A 16660-nucleotide genomic window follows, 5' to 3' on the forward strand; every position below is an offset into this window, starting at 1 on the left:
GATCATGGCGACTGAATTTAGTCGTACACCTGTTCTAGTCTCTGGCCCATGGTTGAGGAGTTGGCGCAGGCGGACGACGCGGTCGCCGCCTGCGTCGACGCCGCCGTCTGGTCCCTGCCGGAGCACGACCTGGTCGCCGCGCTCGACGCCGCGCACCGCCTTCAGCAACGCCTCGCCGCCGTCACCCTGACCCTGGTCCGCGAGATCGACGGCCGCGGCACCGCCCGCACACACGGCGCGTCCAGCACCGCCGTGTGGTTGCGCGAACGCCTGCGGATGACCGTTCCCGCCGCCCGCCGCCTGGTCGACCTCACCAGCACCCTGGACACCGGCAACCCTGGCATCCGGCAAGCGCTGGCCCACGGCGCCGTCACCCTGGACCAGGCCCGCGTCATCGCCGACACGGCCGCCACGGTGACGACGTCGGCGGGCGTCGAGGTGGCCGACAAAGCCGTCGGCGTGCTCGTGGAATGGGCCGGGCAGTTCGACCCCACCCTGCTACGTCGCATGGGCACCCGGATCCTCGACCACGTCGCCCCCGACCTCGCCGACGCCGCCACAGCCGCGGCCCTCGCCGCCGAGGACGCCCACGCCACCCGCGACCGACACCTCACCATCTCCGAACAGACCGGAGGGCGACTGCGACTCACCGGCACCCTCGACGCCGAAACCGCCGCCCTGCTACGCGCCGCCATCGACCCACTCAGCGCACCCACCGGCCCCGACGACGGGCGATCCCCCGGGCAACGCCGCCACGACGCGCTCGCCGACGTCTGCCGACTCGCCCTGCGCACCGGCGACCTACCCGAGCACGGCGGCGACCCCGCCCAGATCGTCGTCACCACCACCTACGACGCGTTGACCCGGCAGCTGGGCTCCGGCGCGCTCGACATCGGCCTGCGGCTCACCCCCGACACCGTGCGCCGCCTCGCCTGCGACGCCACCATCCTGCCCGCCGTCCTCGGCAGCACCAGCCAGGTCCTCGACGTCGGCCGACAACGCCGCCTCGTCACCGGCCCACTGCGGCGGGCGCTGGTGCTACGCGACGGCGGATGCGCCTTCCCCGGCTGCGACCGACCACCCCGCTGGTGCGCCGCCCACCACATCCACCACTGGGCCAACGGCGGCCCGACCAGCCTCACCAACGCCGTCCTACTCTGCGGCCACCACCACCGACACCTCCACCACAGCCAGTGGACGGTCCACCTCGGCGACGACGGACGGCCCGAGTTCATTCCGCCGGCCTGGCTCGACCCGGACCAGCTCCCGCGCCGCAACCACTACCACCGGCGGACGTAGGCCGATCGCGACCCAGTAGCGCAGCGGCTTCAATACCTGCCTGCCGTCAGGATGCCGCCGAGCGCCAGGCGCCGCCGCATGACCCTGCCTGCCGTCGGGATGCCGCCGAGCGCCAGGCGCGGACCAGTGCTGGCACGTCGGCGTACCGAGCGGCGGGCATCGAAGACGACGAAGGCCGCCTCGATCGACGGCACTGACAACCGACGCATCCACACCCCGAATCAGCTCCCAAATGACGCGCAAAGTACCCGTTGTGTTACGAGCTTGTTTCCGACGTTACGGCCAGGTTACGGGTGCTTCTCGATGATCGTCACCGCTCCTAGGTTTCGGCCACCGTCATCAGTCGTGGCGGCCGGCACCGAACGTGGAGGCAAACGACGTGCCACAAACGAACGCACATCGGACCGGACGGGCCAGGCGCGGGGTCAGCATGCTGGCTGCCGTGGCGCTGACCGCAGCCGGCCTGACCAGTCTGCCCGGCAGCGCCGCCGCCGCACCGACGAGCAGCGGACCGACCGCCCGTTACCTCGTCCAGCTCGACGAGGAGCCGCTGGCCACGTACACCGGTGGTGTTCCGGGTATCGCGGCGACCAAGCCCACCGACGGCGCGAAGCTGAACCGCACATCGGGCAGCGCCACGGCGTACCGCGATCACCTGCGCCAGCAGCGCACGTCCGTGCTGGACCGCGTCGGCGTGCCGGCCGAGCGCACCCGCGTCACCATGGAGACCGCTTTCAACGGCTTCGCCGCCGACCTGACCGGGCCGCAGGCCGCCCGGCTGCGCGCCACGCGCGGGGTGCGGGCGGTGTACGAGAGCCGGAAGGTGCACGCGGCAACCTCGCACACCCCTGACTACCTCGGCCTGACCGGCAAGGGCGGGGTGTGGAAGAAGGAGTTCGGCGGGGACTCCCGCGCGGGCGAGGGCGTCATCATCGGGGTCATCGACAGCGGTTACTGGCCGGAGAGCGCGAGTTTCGCGCCGCTGCCCAGCCCTCGCCCCGACCAGGCGATCATCGACGCCAAGTGGAAGGGCACCTGCGACGTCGGCATCGAGGCGCCGGTCACCTGCAACAACAAGGTGATCGGTGCCCGCTGGTACAACGACAGCGGCATCGCCGACGGGTTCCCGGACGACTACTCCTCGCCCCGTGACCGCAACGGTCACGGCACCCACACCGCCAGCACCGCGGCCGGCATCCACGGCGTACGGGCGACGTCGGGCACCCAGGACCTCGGGATGATCTCGGGTATGGCGCCGGCTGCCCGGCTCGCGATCTACAAGGCGCTGTACGACAACGGCGCTGGTGGCGCGACCGGAACCGACATCGACATCGTGCACGCCATCGACGACGCGGTCGCCGACGGTGTCGACGTGATCAACTACTCGATCGGTGACGACACCGAGCAGTTCGGCGCCGTCGACGCGACGTTCTTCAACGCCGCCGCCGCCGGGGTGTTCGTCGCCGCCGCCGCAGGCAACTCCGGACCATTCGCCAACACCGTCGACAACTCGACGCCCTGGCTGACCACTGTGGCCGCGAGCACCACCGACCGGCAGAACACCCGCAAGCTCACCCTCGGCAACGGCACGACCATCGCCGGCGTGGGCATGGGCGAGACCGGTGTCGGTCCGGCCCGGCTGGTCTTCGCGAAGGACAGCGCGCTCGACCCCGACGGCGCGTACGGTGCCGGCCTCTGCGCCGACGACACGTTGGACCCGGCCAAGGTGAAGGGCGCGATCGTGCTCTGCGTACGCGGGGAGATCCCCCGTACCGACAAGAGCATCGAGGTGGCCCGGGCCGGCGGGGTCGGCATGGTGCTCTACAACGAGGAACTGAACTCCCTCAACGCCGACGTGCAGACGGTGCCGACAGTGCACATCAACGAGGTCGATCTGGCCACCGTCACCGCGTACGTCGCCAAGGGCAACGCCACGGCCACCATCTCGCCGAGCAGCCTGGAGACCGTCGAGGCCCCCGCCGTCGCGGCGTTCTCCTCGGCGGGCCCGTCGAACCTGAACGCCGGCGAACTCCTCAAGCCGGACATCAGCGCGCCCGGTCAGGACATCGTCGCGGCGTTCTCCCCGTCCATCGGCGGTAACGACTTCGCCCTGGAGTCGGGCACCTCGATGGCGGCACCGCACATCGCCGGTATCGCCGCGCTGCTGCTGGCCAAGCACCCCGGATGGTCGCCGGCCGCGGTCCGCTCGGCGCTGATGACCAGCGCCGTCGACAAGACCGACAAGGGCAACCCGATCAAGATCGGCACGTACGACGCGACCCCGCTGAACTACGGTGCCGGCCAGGTGGAGCCGGGCAGCGCCTTCGACCCGGGCCTGGTCTACGACTCCAACCAGCAGGACTGGATCAAGTACCTCTGTGGGGTGTCCGCCGACCGGGGCAGCGACTACGGGCTCGGCGACCTGGACGGCTGCGACACGATCGGCGCGATCGACACGGCGCAGCTCAACTACCCGTCGATCTCGCTGGGTCGGATGGTGGGCAAGCAGAGCGTGACCCGCACGGTCACCAACGTCAGCGACAAGACCAGCACCTACACCTCGTCGGTGCAGGCCCCGCCGGGCTACAAGGTCAAGGTCACGCCGGCGAAGATGCAGATCCGTCCCGGCCACAGTGCCCGCTTCACGGTCGAGGTCACCAACACCGGCGGCGCGTTCGACACCTGGGCCGACGGCTCGCTGACCTGGCGCGACCAGTTCAAGCACGAGGTACGCAGCCCGCTGGTCGTGCACAACGCCGGACTGGTGGCCCCCGACTCCATCACCGGCACGGGCACCTTCGGTAGCGTCCGGATCCCCGCCGAGGTCGGCTACAAGGGTCAGCTGATCACCCAGGTCTCCGGCCTGACCTCAGGCACCAGCACCGCGGTGACCCTGAAGGGTGACGGACCGAGCTGGGACTGGAGCACGTCGAACAACCTGCCGGTGCCGCTGCCCGCGTCGATCAGCAGGACCACCCTGCACGTACCGGCCGGCACCCGCAGCCCGGAGATCCACGTGACGTCGGCGCGACCCACCTGCTCCCACATCGACTGGGAGGACGAGGAGGGCGTGATGGAGTGCACCGAGTTCAGCCTCAACGTCTACGACACGTCCGGGAAGTTCGTCACCGCGACGGTCAGCACCCGGATCGGCGCCAAGGTCAGCCTGCCGGACGGTGCCGGTGACTACATCGTGGTGGTCGAGCAGGAGTTCACCGAGAACATCAAGGACGACGCCAACGCGTACACCATCACCACTTACCTGCCGGGGGCGCCCGGCACGTCCACCGGCCGGTTCACCGTCGACCCGAAGCAGCGTTCCGTGCAACCGGGTGCGACGGCGAACCTGACAGCGCGCTGGTCCGGCCTCGTCCCGGGGCTGCGCTACGTCGGCGTGGTGGAGTTCCGCAACGGTGACGGCTCGCTGAAGACCGTGCCCGTCACCATCCAGTCCTGACCGCTCCCCCCACCCGGCGGATCGGCGTGTGACCCAGGTCACCGCCGGTCCGCCGGATCATCGGCGGCGTCCGCGGGTTTGATCTGCTCGGCGCACGGTGATCGACGGCGACGACGACAAGACGCGGGGCGGCGGGGGCCCAACTCCCGTCCGCCCCGAACGTCTGCGTGGACCCGTCGAGTTCGTCGGCCGAGCGGCCGAACTGGCCCAGCTGCGCCGGCTCGTCGACGCCCCACCGTGCCTGATCCTGCTGGAAGGTGAACCCGGGATCGGCAAGAGCAGGCTGGTCGCCGAACTGCTCACCGGACTTCCCGGGCACCACGTGGTCGGCGAGTGCGACGACGTACCGGAACCCTTCCCGCTCGGCGTACTCCTGGACGCGATCCGCGGCAGCGCCGACCGACTCGGTGCGATGAGCCCGGTCGCCGGCGCCCTCGCGCCGCTGCTCCCCGAACTGGCCGACGTGCTACCGGCCGCACCGCCCCCGCTGACCGATCCGGCGGCCGAACGACACCGGCTGATCCGGGCCGTCGCCGCGGTACTCGCCGCGCTGAGCCCCGCCACGCTGCTCCTCGAAGACCTGCACTGGGCCGACCCGGCGACCTGCGAGTTCCTCGGCTACCTGGCCACCCGTCCGGTGGACGGACTGGCCGTGGTGCTGACCGTCCGCACAGCAGTACCCGGAGGCAGTACGCCCATCCACGACGCGTTGGCCCGGACCCCACCGTGGAGCGTCACCCGGGTGTCGCTCGGTCCACTGGACGCCGACGACGTACGCCGACTGGCCGCCCGGACCCTGCGGCTCGACGACCCTCCGCAGCAGCTGACCGCCACTCTGCTCGACCGGACCGCGGGCATCCCGTTCGTGGTGGAGGAGGTGCTGCGTACGCTCGCCGAGCGCGGCGGTGACCCGTTGGCGGACGACAGCGTCCCGTTCGTCCTGCGCGACGTGCTGCTCTGGCGGTTGCGTCCGCTCGACGAGGGCACCCGGGAGGTGCTCGGGGCCGCCGCCGTGCTGGGGATGGCACCGGACCAGCGCATTCTCGCCTCGGCACTCAGTCTGGACCGGGTGACTGTCGGCGCGGCGTTGACCGCCGCCCACCGGGCGGGACTGCTGCACGACGGCGGCGACGGTCTGCGGTTCCGTCACGACCTGGCCCGACAGGTGGTGTACGACCTGGTTCCCCGGCCGAATCGGGAGTGGCTGCACCTGCGGGTCGCACGGGTGCTGGAACAGGAGTTACCGAGGCCTGTCGCGCAGCTGGCGCACCACTACCGGTTGGCCGGCAGCGGGGCCGACTTCGTCCGCAACGCCGAGGCTGCCGCCGACCTGGCCACCGAGCGCGGCGACGACGCGACCGCCGCCAGCTTCCTGCTCCAGACGATGGACGTCGCCGAGCTTCCCCGACCGGTGCGGGTTCGGCTCGCCGCGAAGCTGGGTCGGTCGGCCATCGACGGGCTCAGCCAGGCGGAGGCGATCCCGGTGCTGGAGCGGCTGCTCGCCGACCGACGGCTGCCGCCCGGCGCCCGGGGCGAGCTGGGCCTGGTGCTCGGGCGGATGCTGCGTCAACAGGGCGAGGCGCTGCGGGGGTACACCGAGATCGAGCGGGCCGTGCCGTACCTACGCGCGCCGCGCCGCAAGGCCCCGGCGCTCGCGGTGCTGGCGGCCCCGGACACCGTCGTCGGCCGGCACGTCGACGACCACCTGGCCCGGTGTACGGAGGCGGAGAGCGCCGCGACGGCCAGCGGCGACCCGGCGGCACACCTCGCGGCCCGGATCGCCCGAGCGTCGCTGCTGCTGGAGTTGGGCGACCCGGCAGCCTGGTCGATCATCACCGAACTGCGCGCGTCCGCCGAGTTGGCCGACCGACCCAGGGAGCACGCCCGAGCCTGCCTGAACTGGGCGCAGGGCGCGTTGCACGCCGGGCATCCGGAGCAGGCCGAGACCCTGCTGGCTGCCGGTCGGGCGTTGGTCGACGAGACCGGGTACGAGCGGCTGACCGCTCTGGTGGAGGCGACCGAGTTGTCACTGAGCCGGGCCGCCGGGAGGTTCGACGGGCTGGCCGAGCGGCTCACCCGGCTGGTCACCACCGCCGAGCGGATGCCGGTCACCCTGCTGGACGCGCGGGCCGAACTGGCCACCGTGCTGGCGCTCACGGCCGTGAGCTGCGACGACGTGGAGATCGCCGAGCGGGCGCTGCGGGAGGTGGTGGCGGACGCCCGTCGGGTGGGCGCGATCTGGCCACTGGTGCAGACACTCACCGCGGTGGCCCGGCTGACGCTGGCCGACCGGCCGGACGATGCCGTCCGCCACGCGGCCGACGCACTGTCGCTGGTACGCGGAAAGGGCATCCTGGCGTGGGCCGCCGAGGCGGTGGTGGTGCTGGCCGAGGCGGCAGCCTCAGCGGGTGAACCGGCGCGGGCGGCAGACGCCGTCGCCGAGTTGGAGGCCGGGATCGTGGGCCGGGACGCGCCACTCGCCCTGGCCGCGCTCCACCGATGCCGGAAACTCGTCCCCGCCACGTCGGCCCACCACGTCCACTCAGGACATCGGGCGGAGCTGACGCTGCCGGACCACGAGCCGGGCGGTACGGTCCGCTGACCGGGTGACGGGCGCGCCCGCCGCCGCCCCGCGGATCGTTTGGAGGAGCGAGATGGAGCTGACCGAGCCGACCGTCTGGAGCACCGACCGGTTGGAGCTGGGCGAAGGGCTGCGCTGGGTCGACCACCGCCTGGTCCTCGTCGATCTGCTGGCCGGACGCCTGCTGGAAACCGACAGCGACGCCCCCGCCCCACTGCGGGAGGTACGCCGTCTCGACGTTCCGCTCGGCGCGGTCGCCCCGGTGGCCGGCCGGCCCGGTGACTGGCTGGCCGCCGCCGGAACCGGCGTCACGGTGCTCACCGCCGCCGGCGACCCCCGGCCGGTCGCCGACCTGGTCGCCGACGCACCCGAGCCCACCCGCATGAACGACGCGGTCGCCGACCCGCACGGCCACTTCTGGGCCGGCAGCATGGCGTACGCGATGACGCCCGGCGGGGGCACGCTGTTCCGGCTCACCCCCGGCGCGGCACCGGTGACGGCGGTGACCGGACTGACCATCCCGAACGGGCCGGCGTTCGACGCCACCGGCACCACCATGTACCTCGCCGACACGCCGCGCGGCGAGATCGACCGGTTCAGCGTCGACCCGGCGACCGGGGAGCTGAGCGGGCGGGAGCCGTTTCTTCGGCTGCCCTCCGCCGACGGCGGCCCGGACGGCATGACCGTCGATGCCGCCGGTCACCTCTGGATCGCGCTGTGGGGCGGCGCGGCGGTACGCCATTACCGGCCGGACGGGACCCTGGAGCAGGAGATCCGGCTGCCGGCGAAACAGCCGGCCGGAATCTGCCTGGGCGGTCCCGACCTGCGTCGGCTCTTCATCGGCACCGCCCGCGTGGGGTTGAGCACCCCCGGCCCGGAGGACGGAGCGCTGCTCGCTGTGGACGTCCCCGTCCCCGGTCTGCCGGCCGCCAGGGCCGCCGCGCCGGTGGCCTGACCGAGACCCGGACCGGCCCGGCCCGTCCTCCCGGCCCCGCCGCCCCCTCCCGGCTTCGCCGGCCGGCCACGCATACCGGACGTCCGGGCGGGAATAGCAGCAGTGGAGCGGACATCCGGCGGATCGGCAGGGGGCGGGCGATGAGCACCGTGGGGCGGGCGTCATGAGTGGGCCGGTCGGCGACGAGCCGGTGGGCGAGTTGGAGCTGGTGCACACCTTCACCGGCCCGATGCCGACCGGAGTGAGCGTCTCGCACTCCGGTCGGATCTTCGTCAACTTCCCCAAATGGGGCGACGAGGTGCCGGCGACAGTCGTCGAACTGCGCGACGGTCAGGAGGTGCCCTACCCCGACCAGGCGTGGAACGACCCGTCCGGCGACGACGACGCGGGCGCGTTCGTGTCGGTGCAGAGCATCGTGGTCGATCCGGCCGACCGGCTCTGGGTTCTGGACACCGGCAGCCCGATGTTCCGGCCCACCAAACCGGGCGGCCCGAAGCTGGTCCGGGTCGACCTGGACACCGACACGGTCGGCCAGGTGATCACGTTCCCGGCGGACGTGGCGCTGCCGACGACGTACCTCAACGACGTCCGCTTCGACCTGCGCCGCGGCGAGGCCGGCGTCGCGTACATCACCGACTCGGCACTCTCCGGGCCGAACGGGATCATCGTGGTCGACCTGGCCAGCGGGGCGTCCTGGCGGCGGCTGCACGACCACCCGTCCACCAAGGCGGAGCCGCTGACGTCGTTCCGGCCGGTGGTCGAGGGCCGACCGTTCCTCGAACGGCCGGCGGACGGGCCACCGAAGCCGGTGGGGATGGGCTCCGACGGCATCGCGATCTCCGCCGACGGCGGCCGGCTCTACTACTGCCCGTTGACGTCCCGGCGCTGGTACAGCGTCTCCACCGAGGCGCTGGCCGACCCGGGCGTCACCCAGGAGGCGGCCGCCGCGACAGTTGTCGACGAGGGCGACAAGGGCACCGCCTCGGACGGGTTGGAGAGCGACGACGCCGGGCGGCTCTACCTGACCTCGTACGAGCACAACGCGGTGCTGCGCCGACTGCCGGACGGCGAGTACGAGACGCTGGTCCACGATCCGCGACTGCTCTGGCCGGACACCATGTCGGTCGCCACCGACGGGCACCTCTACGTCACGGCCAACCAGCTGCACCGGCAGCCGCAGTACCAGCGCGGTCAGGACCTGCGGCGCAAGCCGTACGCGCTGTTCCGTACCCGCATCGACGCCGGCCCGGTGCTGCTGCGCCGCTGACCTCAGGCGGCGGGCAGGGTGCGGTGCAGGAGGTCGAAGAGGGCGACCCAGTGCCGCTCGGTGGCCTTCTCGTCGTACATCGGGGTGTCGGCCATCGTGTAACCGTGGTGGGCGCCCTCGTACACCTCGGAGCGGTAGCGCACCCCGGCGGCGTCGAGCGCCTTCTCCAACGTGGCGATCTGCTCGGGTGTCATCGACTGGTCGGCATCAGCGTGCCCGAAGTACACCTCGCCGGTGATCGAGCCGACGCCCAGGTGCGGGCTGTCCGGCGCGTCGGTGACGATCCGCCCGCCGTGGAAGCTGGCGATCGCCGCGATGCGGTCCGGGTGCGCCTCGATGGCCCGCAACGCGTTCGTGCCGCCCATGCAGTAACCGGTGATCGCGACCGGGCCCGAGCGGACGTCGTCCCGGGCGGCCAGGAAGTCGAGGTAGGCGGCGGTGTCCCGGCTGACCACGTCGGGGGTCAGCGCGCCGATCAGCGGCATGATCTTCTCGAACAGGGCGCCCCGCTGATCCGGCTCACCGAGCCGGGACAGGTCGAACAGGGGTGCCCGGCCGGCCCGGTAGAAGAGGTGGGGAGTCAGCACCAGGTAGCCGCGCTCGGCGATCCGCTCGGCCATCTCCACCAGGCGGGGGCGCGGCCCGAAGGCGTCCATGAACAGCAACACCGCCGGGAACGGCCCGTCGCCGTCCGGTCGGGTCAGTGACGCGTCCGCGATCCCGTCGTCGGTCGGGATGTCCACCGTCGTCGTCTCCACCACGCCTCCTCGTACGCCGATCTTGGTCTGTCCAGAACGCTACTCGTCGTGTCGGCGTGCCCGTCGGGCAGCCGCGTGAACGCGACGTCAAGAAATGGCGGTGGCCCGTCGCAACGGCGTATCGGCGGGCGCTTCGCCGTCGTTCGGTGGTGACGATGGGTCCATGAGTCCTTGGCGGATGACACGCTGGGAACGCGGAGACCTGCCTCCCGGCACCGACGGCGACAGCGGTGAACCCGCGCCCAGCGCGGACGGACCGCGGCGGCGGCACGAGGCGCTGGTCAGCGTGCGGCTCGGCCGGTCCGCGCCCGGCAGCCACCTGGTGGAGTACCTGCGGCACGAACCGTGCGCTGTCGACGCGTGGTGGATCGCCGCCGACGTCGACGCCGTGATCCGCCTCGCCGCCGACAGCGTCACGGTGCTGCACCGCGCCGTGGCCGACCTGCGCCTGCGTGCCGGGGTGGAGGTGGCGGAGGCCAACTACATCCTGCGCGCGCTCGACCTGCACGCGCCGGCGGATGCGCGTACCCCGGAGTGGGCGGGGTCCGCCGCATGAGCCACGCAGTTGGCCAACCGCGACCTCGAACGATTCAGCCGATGACCGCCACCTCGGCGGCACGTGTGGAAAGGACACACCCGACCATGGACGAGGGCCCGACAATCTACGCCGTTCCGGTGCGTGACCTGCCGGGACGGATGGTGCGGACGGTACGGACCGGCCGTTCGCCGCAGGGGCAGCGGGTGGGCATCGCCTTCACCCGGCCCGAGCTGCTGGTCACCGCGATGGGCGCGGACCAGCAGTGGGAGGAGCTGTGCGAGTCGGCGCTGCGCGGCATGCTGTGCCCGCTCGGCATCGACGTGATCCAGGTCGACCCGTTGCTGGTGGCACCACCGCTGGACCCGACGACCGCCGCCCGCCCGACGACCGCCGCCGGCCCGATCAGTCAGGCGCGGACGAAGCGCACCGCGTCGGCGATGACGTGGCCGTCGGTGTCCTCGGTACGGATCAGCACGCTCCCCTCGGTGCCGGCCGTGAACGGGTAGGTGCCCAGCGGCACCCACTGGCCCCCGGACTGCCGCTGGTCGACCGTCCGGGTGGCCAGCCCGCCGGAGTACGCGATGTCGACCGGCACGTTGCTCGCCCGGTTCGGGTCGGCGGTCCAGCGCAGGTGCACCGTCCACGATCCGGAGGTGGGCAGCGTCGGGCGGAAGCGCAGTCGGTTGACGCCCTTGGCGGTGTTGCCGTCGTGCTCGTAGTCGGGGCCGTAGTAGCCGCCGATGCTGGTGCTGCGCAGCCACGTACCGGCCCGGGTGATCCCGCCGGCCGCCGCGTTGTCCAGGATCACCTCGCTGGACGAGCCCCATTCCAGCACCGCGCCGTCCTGCCGCAGCCGCGTCTGGAGGGTGGGCACGGAGACGGCCTGCACGGCGACGTTCCCGGCGAGCGCCAGCGACGCGGCCGTGGCGGCGGCCTGCCCGAGGATCATGAACACCGGTTCCATCCGGATCGACCCGTACGCGATGTGGCTCGCCGAGAGGCAGACCGGCACCAGCAGGTTGGCGCACTGCGCCTGGTGCGGAACGATCGCCCGGTAGCTCACCGGGTACGGCGCCGGCACCCCGATCTGCACGTCGCCCTCGTTGCGGACCTTCCCGTCGACCACCACGCGCTGACAGTTGTGCGAGTCCATCGTGTAGCTGGCCAGCCCGACCGAGTCGGTGGCGCGTACCCGGCCCCGGCAGTCGGCCTCGGTCATCACGTACGCGGAGACCATCCGGCGGGCCTCGCGGATGTAGAGCAGCGGCGGCCAGCCGCCGGTGCCGGTGAACTCGTCGACCGGCAACCCCCACCGGGCGGTCGACTCCCGCACCGACGCGGGCAGCCGTGTGTCGTTGGCCAGGAACCACATCATCCCCTGCTGGTAGCTGCGGTGCTCGGCGATGATGCTCTCCCGGGCGGCCCAACTCGCCGTCGGGTACGCGTGGTTGAAGCCGATGTGGTCGGTGGAGACCGCGCCGTTGTTGTTGGAGTCGGTCTTGCCACCGCCGATCGAGTGGGTGGTGAAGTACGGGCCGGTGTAGCCCGCCTGGATGTGGCGCAGCAGCAGCTCGTACCGGATCGGGTCGTAGTCGGACGGCCTGCCGAACGGAATGCGGTTGGCCGCCTGGGTGAGGCACATCCGGAAGCAGTACGCCTGGATCCGGTCGTCGCCGCTGCCCTGCGGGGCGAGTGGGGTGGCGGAGATGCCCGGCAGCAGACCGCTGGCCGGCGAGCCGGCCGTCACGTACGGGTCGACGGGGTGGACGAACTGGTGGGTGTTACGGGACTGCACCCCGTTGATCGTCTCGCCGTAGGTGTCGTTGGACTCCCGCCCGACGGTGAACCCGACCCCGGCCATGGCCAGCAGGTCACCCTCGTAGGTGGCGTCGACGAACACGCCGCCGGAGTAGACCGAACCGTCCTCGGTGCGCAGCTCGGTGATCCGGTTGCCGCTGCGGCCGAGGCTGGCCAGCCGGGCGTCGACGACCACCGGAACACCTGCTTCGGCCAGCATCTCCGCGAAGACGGCGGTGGCGACGCGCGGTTCGAAGGTCATCCGCAGCGGGGACGTCGGTGTGAGGGTTCCGCCGTGGTACTTCACGTACACCCGGCGGTAGAACTCGGCGGCCAGCCCGCCGATGGACGCCTGGACGCCGGTGTCGGTGGCCCCGAGCCCGGCGGTGCTCAACCCGCCGACGTGGCTGGTGGGCTCGACCACGACGGCGGTGTGGCCGAGTCGGCGCATGGTGATCGCGGCGGCCAGCCCACCGGAGGTGGCGCCGTAGACGACCAGGTCGGCGGTGGTGACGGCGGCTCGGGCGGGACCGGCCCGGAACGGGTCGGAGAGACCGGCCAGGACGAGACCGGCACCGCCGGCGGTCAGCAGTCGACGGCGGGACAGGGGCACTGACACGGCGCACTCCCAGGGGGTAACCGGAGGGGACGGTTACAGAAGCACGCCGCTGCCGCTGCTGTCGAAATTCTTCAATCTCTGCCGGCGGGTGTCAACGGGTCAGGGGCGGTAGCGGTAGCCCATTCCCGGCTCGGTGATGAGGTGCCGGGGGCGGGCCGGGTCGTCCTCCAGCTTGCGCCGCAGCTGGGCCAGGTACTGCCGCAGGTAGTTGGTCTCGTTCTGGTACTCCGGCCCCCACACGTCCTGCAGGAGCTGCCGTTGGCTGACCAGCTTGCCGGGGTGCCGCAGCAGCTTCTCCAGCACGCTCCACTGGATGGGGGTCAGCTTGACCTCGGTGCCGTCGTCCCTGCGCACGCTGTGGTCGGCCAGGTCGACGGTGTGCTGACCGATCCGCAACGCCGGCACCGCCTCGCTGGGCGCGCCGAGGCGGCGGGTCACCGCGCGGATGCGGGCCAGCAACTCCTCGACCCCGAACGGCTTGGTGACGTAGTCGTCAGCACCAGCGTCCAGCGCCGCCACCTTGTCCTCGCTGCCGGCCCGGCCGGAGAGCACGATGATCGGCACGCTGGTCCACCCGCGCAGGCCCCGGATCACCTCCACCCCGTCGATGTCGGGCAGGCCCAGATCCAGCACCACCAGGTCCGGTGGGTGGCCGGCGGCGGCCTTCAACGCGGCGGCCCCGGTCGCGGCGACGTCCACGTCATAGCGGCGGGCGCGCAGGTTGATCCGCAGGGCCCGCAGGATCTGCGGTTCGTCGTCGACGACCAGGATGCGCGTCATTCCTGCGGCCCCTCCGAGCTGGTCGGTGCGGCCGGCAGCCGCAGCACCATGGTGAGCCCACCGCCGGGGGTGGTCTCCGGGGTGATGCTGCCACCCATCGCCTCGGCCAACCCCCGGGACAGGGCAAGACCGAGACCGACACCGGTCTGGTTGTCCCGGTCACCGAGGCGCTGGAACGGCAGGAAGATGTGCTCCCACTGGTCCTCCGGGATGCCCGGCCCCCGGTCGATCACCCGCAGCTCCACCTGACCGGCGTGCGCGCTGGCGGTGATCGTCGGCGGCTGGTCCGGCGGGCTGTAGCGCAGCGCGTTGGCGACGATGTTGACCAGCACCCGTTCCAGCAGGCCCGGGTCGGCGGTGGCGGCCGGCAGGTCGGCCGGGATGTCCGTGCCGACGGTCGCGGCCACCGGGCCAAGTTCGTCGAGCGCCAGGGGTACGGCGTCCTCCAGCCCGATAGCGGTCGCCGAGATGCCCAGGACACCGGCCTGGAGGCGGCTCATGTCGAGCAGGTTGCCGACCAGCCGGGCGAGCCGGTCCAGCGACTCCTCCGCGGTCTCCAGCAACTCCTCGCGGTCGGACTCGTCGAACTCGATGTCGTGGCTGCGCAGACTGGTCACCGCTGCCTTAGCCGACGCCAGTGGCGTACGCAGGTCGTGGCTGACCGCGGCGAGCAGCGCGGTGCGCATCCGGTCCGCCTCGGCGAGGGGTCGGGCGGTGGCGGCCTCCTGGGCGAGCCGTTCCTGGCGGAGCGCGACGGCGGCCTGGGCGGCGAACGCCTCGACGATCCGCCGGTCGGCGGCCTCCAACCGTCGGCCGCTGAGCACCACCGTGATCCGCTCGTCGACCGGCACCGCCGTCTCACCGCCTTCCGGGGTGCAGGGCGGGCCCTCACCGACGCTGGCCACGACGTGCCAGGCGTGCTCCTCGCGGGCCCGGTCCGGGCGTCCACCGGCCTCCTCGGCCAGCTCCAGCACGCTCACGGCGCGCAGCCCGAACGTCTCCCGGAGCTGGTCCAGCAGGGCGGGCAGCGGGCGCTCGCCGCGCAGCACGCCACCGGCGACGGCGGCGAGGGTCTGCGCGTCGGCGGCGGCCCGGGCGGCTTCCCGGGTACGCCGGGCGGCCACGTCGACGACCCAGCTCACCGCCAGCGCCACCCCCACGAAGACGGCCAGGGCGAGCAGGTTGTCCGCCTCCGCGATGGTCAACGTGCGGAACGGCGGGGTGAAGAACCAGTTGAGCAGCAGCGAGCCGCCGAGAGCGGCGACCAGGGCCGGCCACACGCCGCCGACCAGCGCGACCCCGACGACCCCGGCGAGGAACAGCAGGATGTCGTTGGTCAGGGTCAGGTCGGGCAGTGTCTTGAGCAGCACGGTGAGCAGTGGCATGCCGAGCACGGCCAGGGCGAAGCCGAGCAGCCGTCGACGTCGGGACAGCGCGGCCGGCACCGCAGCCGCCCGACGGCCCTTGCCGGCCTGCTTGTGGGTGACCAGGTGCACGTCGATCGATCCGGAGAGCGCGGTGGTGGTCACCCCGACACCCCGGGCGAAGATCTGCGCGAGGCGGCCCCGGCGGCTGGCGCCGAGCACTAGCTGGGTGGCGTTCACCCCCTGGGCGAAGTCGAGCAGCGCGGCCGGCACGTCGGTGCCGAGCACCTGGTGGTACGTGCCGCCCAGGCTCTCCACCAGCACCCGCTGCCGGGCCAGCTGGGCCGGGTCGGCCCCGGCCAGGCCGTCACTGCGGGCCACGTGCACGGCGAGCAGGTCGGCGCCCTTGCTGCGGGCCGCCACCCGGGCCGCGCGCCGGATCAACGTCTCGCCCTCCGGGCCGCCGGTCAGCGCCACCACGACCCGTTCCCGGGCCTCCCAGGTGGCCGCGATGCCCTGCTGGCTGCGGTAGCGGTCGAGCTGCTCGTCGACCTTGTCGGCCAGCCAGAGCAGCGCCAGCTCGCGCAGCGCGGTGAGGTTGCCGACCCGGAAGTAGTTGCCCAGCGCGGCGTCGATCTTGTCGGGCCGGTAGATGTTGCCGTGCGCCATTCGCCGACGCAGCGCCTCGGGGGTCATGTCGACAAGCTCGACCTGCTCGGCGGCGCGGACGATCTCGTCCGGCACGGTCTCCCGCTGGGTGGTGCCGGTGATCTGCGCGACGACGTCGTTCACCGACTCCAGGTGCTGCACGTTGACCGTGGACAGCACGTCGATCCCCGCGTCGAGCAGCTCCTGGACGTCCTGCCAGCGCTTGTCGTGGCGGGAACCGGGCACGTTGGTGTGCGCCAGCTCGTCCACCACCGCGATCTCCGGCCGGCGGGCCAGCACCGCGTCCAGGTCCATCTCGGTGAACTCGACGCCCCGGTACTCCATCGCCCGGCGGGGCACCTGCTCCAGCTCACCGAGCATCGCGGCGGTGTGCTGGCGGCCGTGGGTCTCCACGAAGCCGATCACCACGTCGGTGCCGCGCGCGGCCCGCCGCTGGGCCTCCTCCAGCATGGCGTACGTCTTGCCGACGCCGGGGGCGGCTCCGAGATAGATGCGCAGTTCTCCGCGTGGCACGGGGACATTCTCCCTGGTCAGATCGGCGGGCCGGGCCGTGCCCGGTGGACACGGCCCCGCCTG

General features: G+C 72.3%; 12 protein-coding genes. 7 read left to right on the forward strand and 5 right to left on the reverse strand.

Annotated features, from left to right (window positions below; genetic code table 11):
- The first annotated feature begins 48 nt into the window (after positions 1-48).
- On the forward strand, positions 49-1299 hold the full coding sequence (locus tag GA0070612_RS03400) for an HNH endonuclease signature motif containing protein (protein WP_088986588.1): 1251 nt from the start codon (positions 49-51) through the stop codon (positions 1297-1299).
- A 29-nt stretch (positions 1300-1328) separates the two neighbouring features.
- On the opposite strand, the gene GA0070612_RS31305 is transcribed toward GA0070612_RS03400, so the two are convergent.
- On the reverse strand, positions 1329-1508 hold the full coding sequence (locus GA0070612_RS31305) for a hypothetical protein (RefSeq protein ID WP_157742414.1): 180 nt from the start codon (positions 1506-1508) through the stop codon (positions 1329-1331).
- 233 nt (positions 1509-1741) lie between these two features.
- Here GA0070612_RS31305 and GA0070612_RS03405 point away from each other — a divergent pair, with 233 nt between their 5' ends.
- The 4 genes from GA0070612_RS03405 to GA0070612_RS03420 all read left to right on the forward strand — a co-directional run bounded on the left by GA0070612_RS03405 (position 1742) and on the right by GA0070612_RS03420 (position 9559).
- On the forward strand, positions 1742-4756 hold the full coding sequence (locus GA0070612_RS03405; protein WP_167393600.1) for a S8 family serine peptidase: 3015 nt from the start codon (positions 1742-1744) through the stop codon (positions 4754-4756).
- Positions 4757-4853: 97 nt separating this feature from the next.
- Entirely contained in the window at positions 4854-7358 is a 2505-nt protein-coding gene (locus tag GA0070612_RS03410) for an ATP-binding protein (RefSeq protein ID WP_088986590.1), read from the forward strand.
- A gap of 52 nt (positions 7359-7410) precedes the next feature.
- On the forward strand, positions 7411-8292 hold the full coding sequence (locus GA0070612_RS03415) for an SMP-30/gluconolactonase/LRE family protein (protein WP_088986591.1): 882 nt from the start codon (positions 7411-7413) through the stop codon (positions 8290-8292).
- Positions 8293-8455: 163 nt separating this feature from the next.
- Positions 8456-9559 (forward strand): L-dopachrome tautomerase-related protein, encoded by a 1104-nt coding sequence (locus GA0070612_RS03420; protein ID WP_088986592.1) that lies wholly within the window; start codon positions 8456-8458, stop codon positions 9557-9559.
- 2 nt (positions 9560-9561) lie between these two features.
- On the opposite strand, the gene GA0070612_RS03425 is transcribed toward GA0070612_RS03420, so the two are convergent.
- Positions 9562-10317, reverse strand: coding sequence for a dienelactone hydrolase family protein (locus GA0070612_RS03425; protein WP_088991241.1), 756 nt, complete (start codon positions 10315-10317; stop codon positions 9562-9564).
- A gap of 163 nt (positions 10318-10480) precedes the next feature.
- Here GA0070612_RS03425 and GA0070612_RS03430 point away from each other — a divergent pair, with 163 nt between their 5' ends.
- Complete coding sequence (locus GA0070612_RS03430; RefSeq protein WP_157742415.1) at positions 10481-10873, forward strand: hypothetical protein; 393 nt, start codon at positions 10481-10483, stop codon at positions 10871-10873.
- Positions 10874-10914: 41 nt separating this feature from the next.
- Positions 10915-11361, forward strand: a complete 447-nt coding sequence (locus tag GA0070612_RS03435) for an SAV_915 family protein (RefSeq protein WP_157742416.1) — start codon at positions 10915-10917, stop codon at positions 11359-11361.
- Here GA0070612_RS03435 and GA0070612_RS03440 read toward each other — a convergent pair.
- From GA0070612_RS03440 to GA0070612_RS03450, 3 genes are all read right to left on the reverse strand, one after another.
- Positions 11262-13271 (reverse strand): FAD-dependent oxidoreductase, encoded by a 2010-nt coding sequence (locus GA0070612_RS03440; RefSeq protein ID WP_197699301.1) that lies wholly within the window; start codon positions 13269-13271, stop codon positions 11262-11264. The two genes, GA0070612_RS03435 and GA0070612_RS03440, sit on opposite strands and share 100 nt — an antisense overlap.
- A gap of 99 nt (positions 13272-13370) precedes the next feature.
- A complete protein-coding gene (locus GA0070612_RS03445) occupies positions 13371-14051 on the reverse strand; it encodes a response regulator (RefSeq protein WP_088986595.1) in 681 nt (226 codons plus the stop codon).
- Positions 14048-16597 (reverse strand): DUF4118 domain-containing protein, encoded by a 2550-nt coding sequence (locus tag GA0070612_RS03450; protein ID WP_088986596.1) that lies wholly within the window; start codon positions 16595-16597, stop codon positions 14048-14050. The genes GA0070612_RS03445 and GA0070612_RS03450 overlap by 4 nt, the downstream gene beginning before the upstream one ends.
- Positions 16598-16660: the final 63 nt, after the last annotated feature.

Origin of the sequence: Micromonospora chokoriensis (assembly GCF_900091505.1) — a bacterium.
Classification (GTDB): Bacteria; Actinomycetota; Actinomycetes; order Mycobacteriales; family Micromonosporaceae; genus Micromonospora; species Micromonospora chokoriensis.

Excerpts from the sequence above, each read along its gene's own strand:
- GA0070612_RS03400 (WP_088986588.1), top strand. The coding sequence starts at position 49 with ATGGTTGAGGAGTTGGCGCAGGCGGACGACGCGGTCGCCGCCTGCGTC.
- GA0070612_RS03445 (WP_088986595.1), bottom strand. The coding sequence starts at position 14,051 with ATGACGCGCATCCTGGTCGTCGACGACGAACCGCAGATCCTGCGGGCC.
- GA0070612_RS03430 (WP_157742415.1), top strand. The coding sequence starts at position 10,481 with ATGAGTCCTTGGCGGATGACACGCTGGGAACGCGGAGACCTGCCTCCC.
- GA0070612_RS03435 (WP_157742416.1), top strand. The coding sequence starts at position 10,915 with ATGACCGCCACCTCGGCGGCACGTGTGGAAAGGACACACCCGACCATG.
- GA0070612_RS03415 (WP_088986591.1), top strand. The coding sequence starts at position 7,411 with ATGGAGCTGACCGAGCCGACCGTCTGGAGCACCGACCGGTTGGAGCTG.
- GA0070612_RS03420 (WP_088986592.1), top strand. The coding sequence starts at position 8,456 with ATGAGTGGGCCGGTCGGCGACGAGCCGGTGGGCGAGTTGGAGCTGGTG.
- GA0070612_RS31305 (WP_157742414.1), bottom strand. The coding sequence starts at position 1,508 with ATGCGTCGGTTGTCAGTGCCGTCGATCGAGGCGGCCTTCGTCGTCTTC.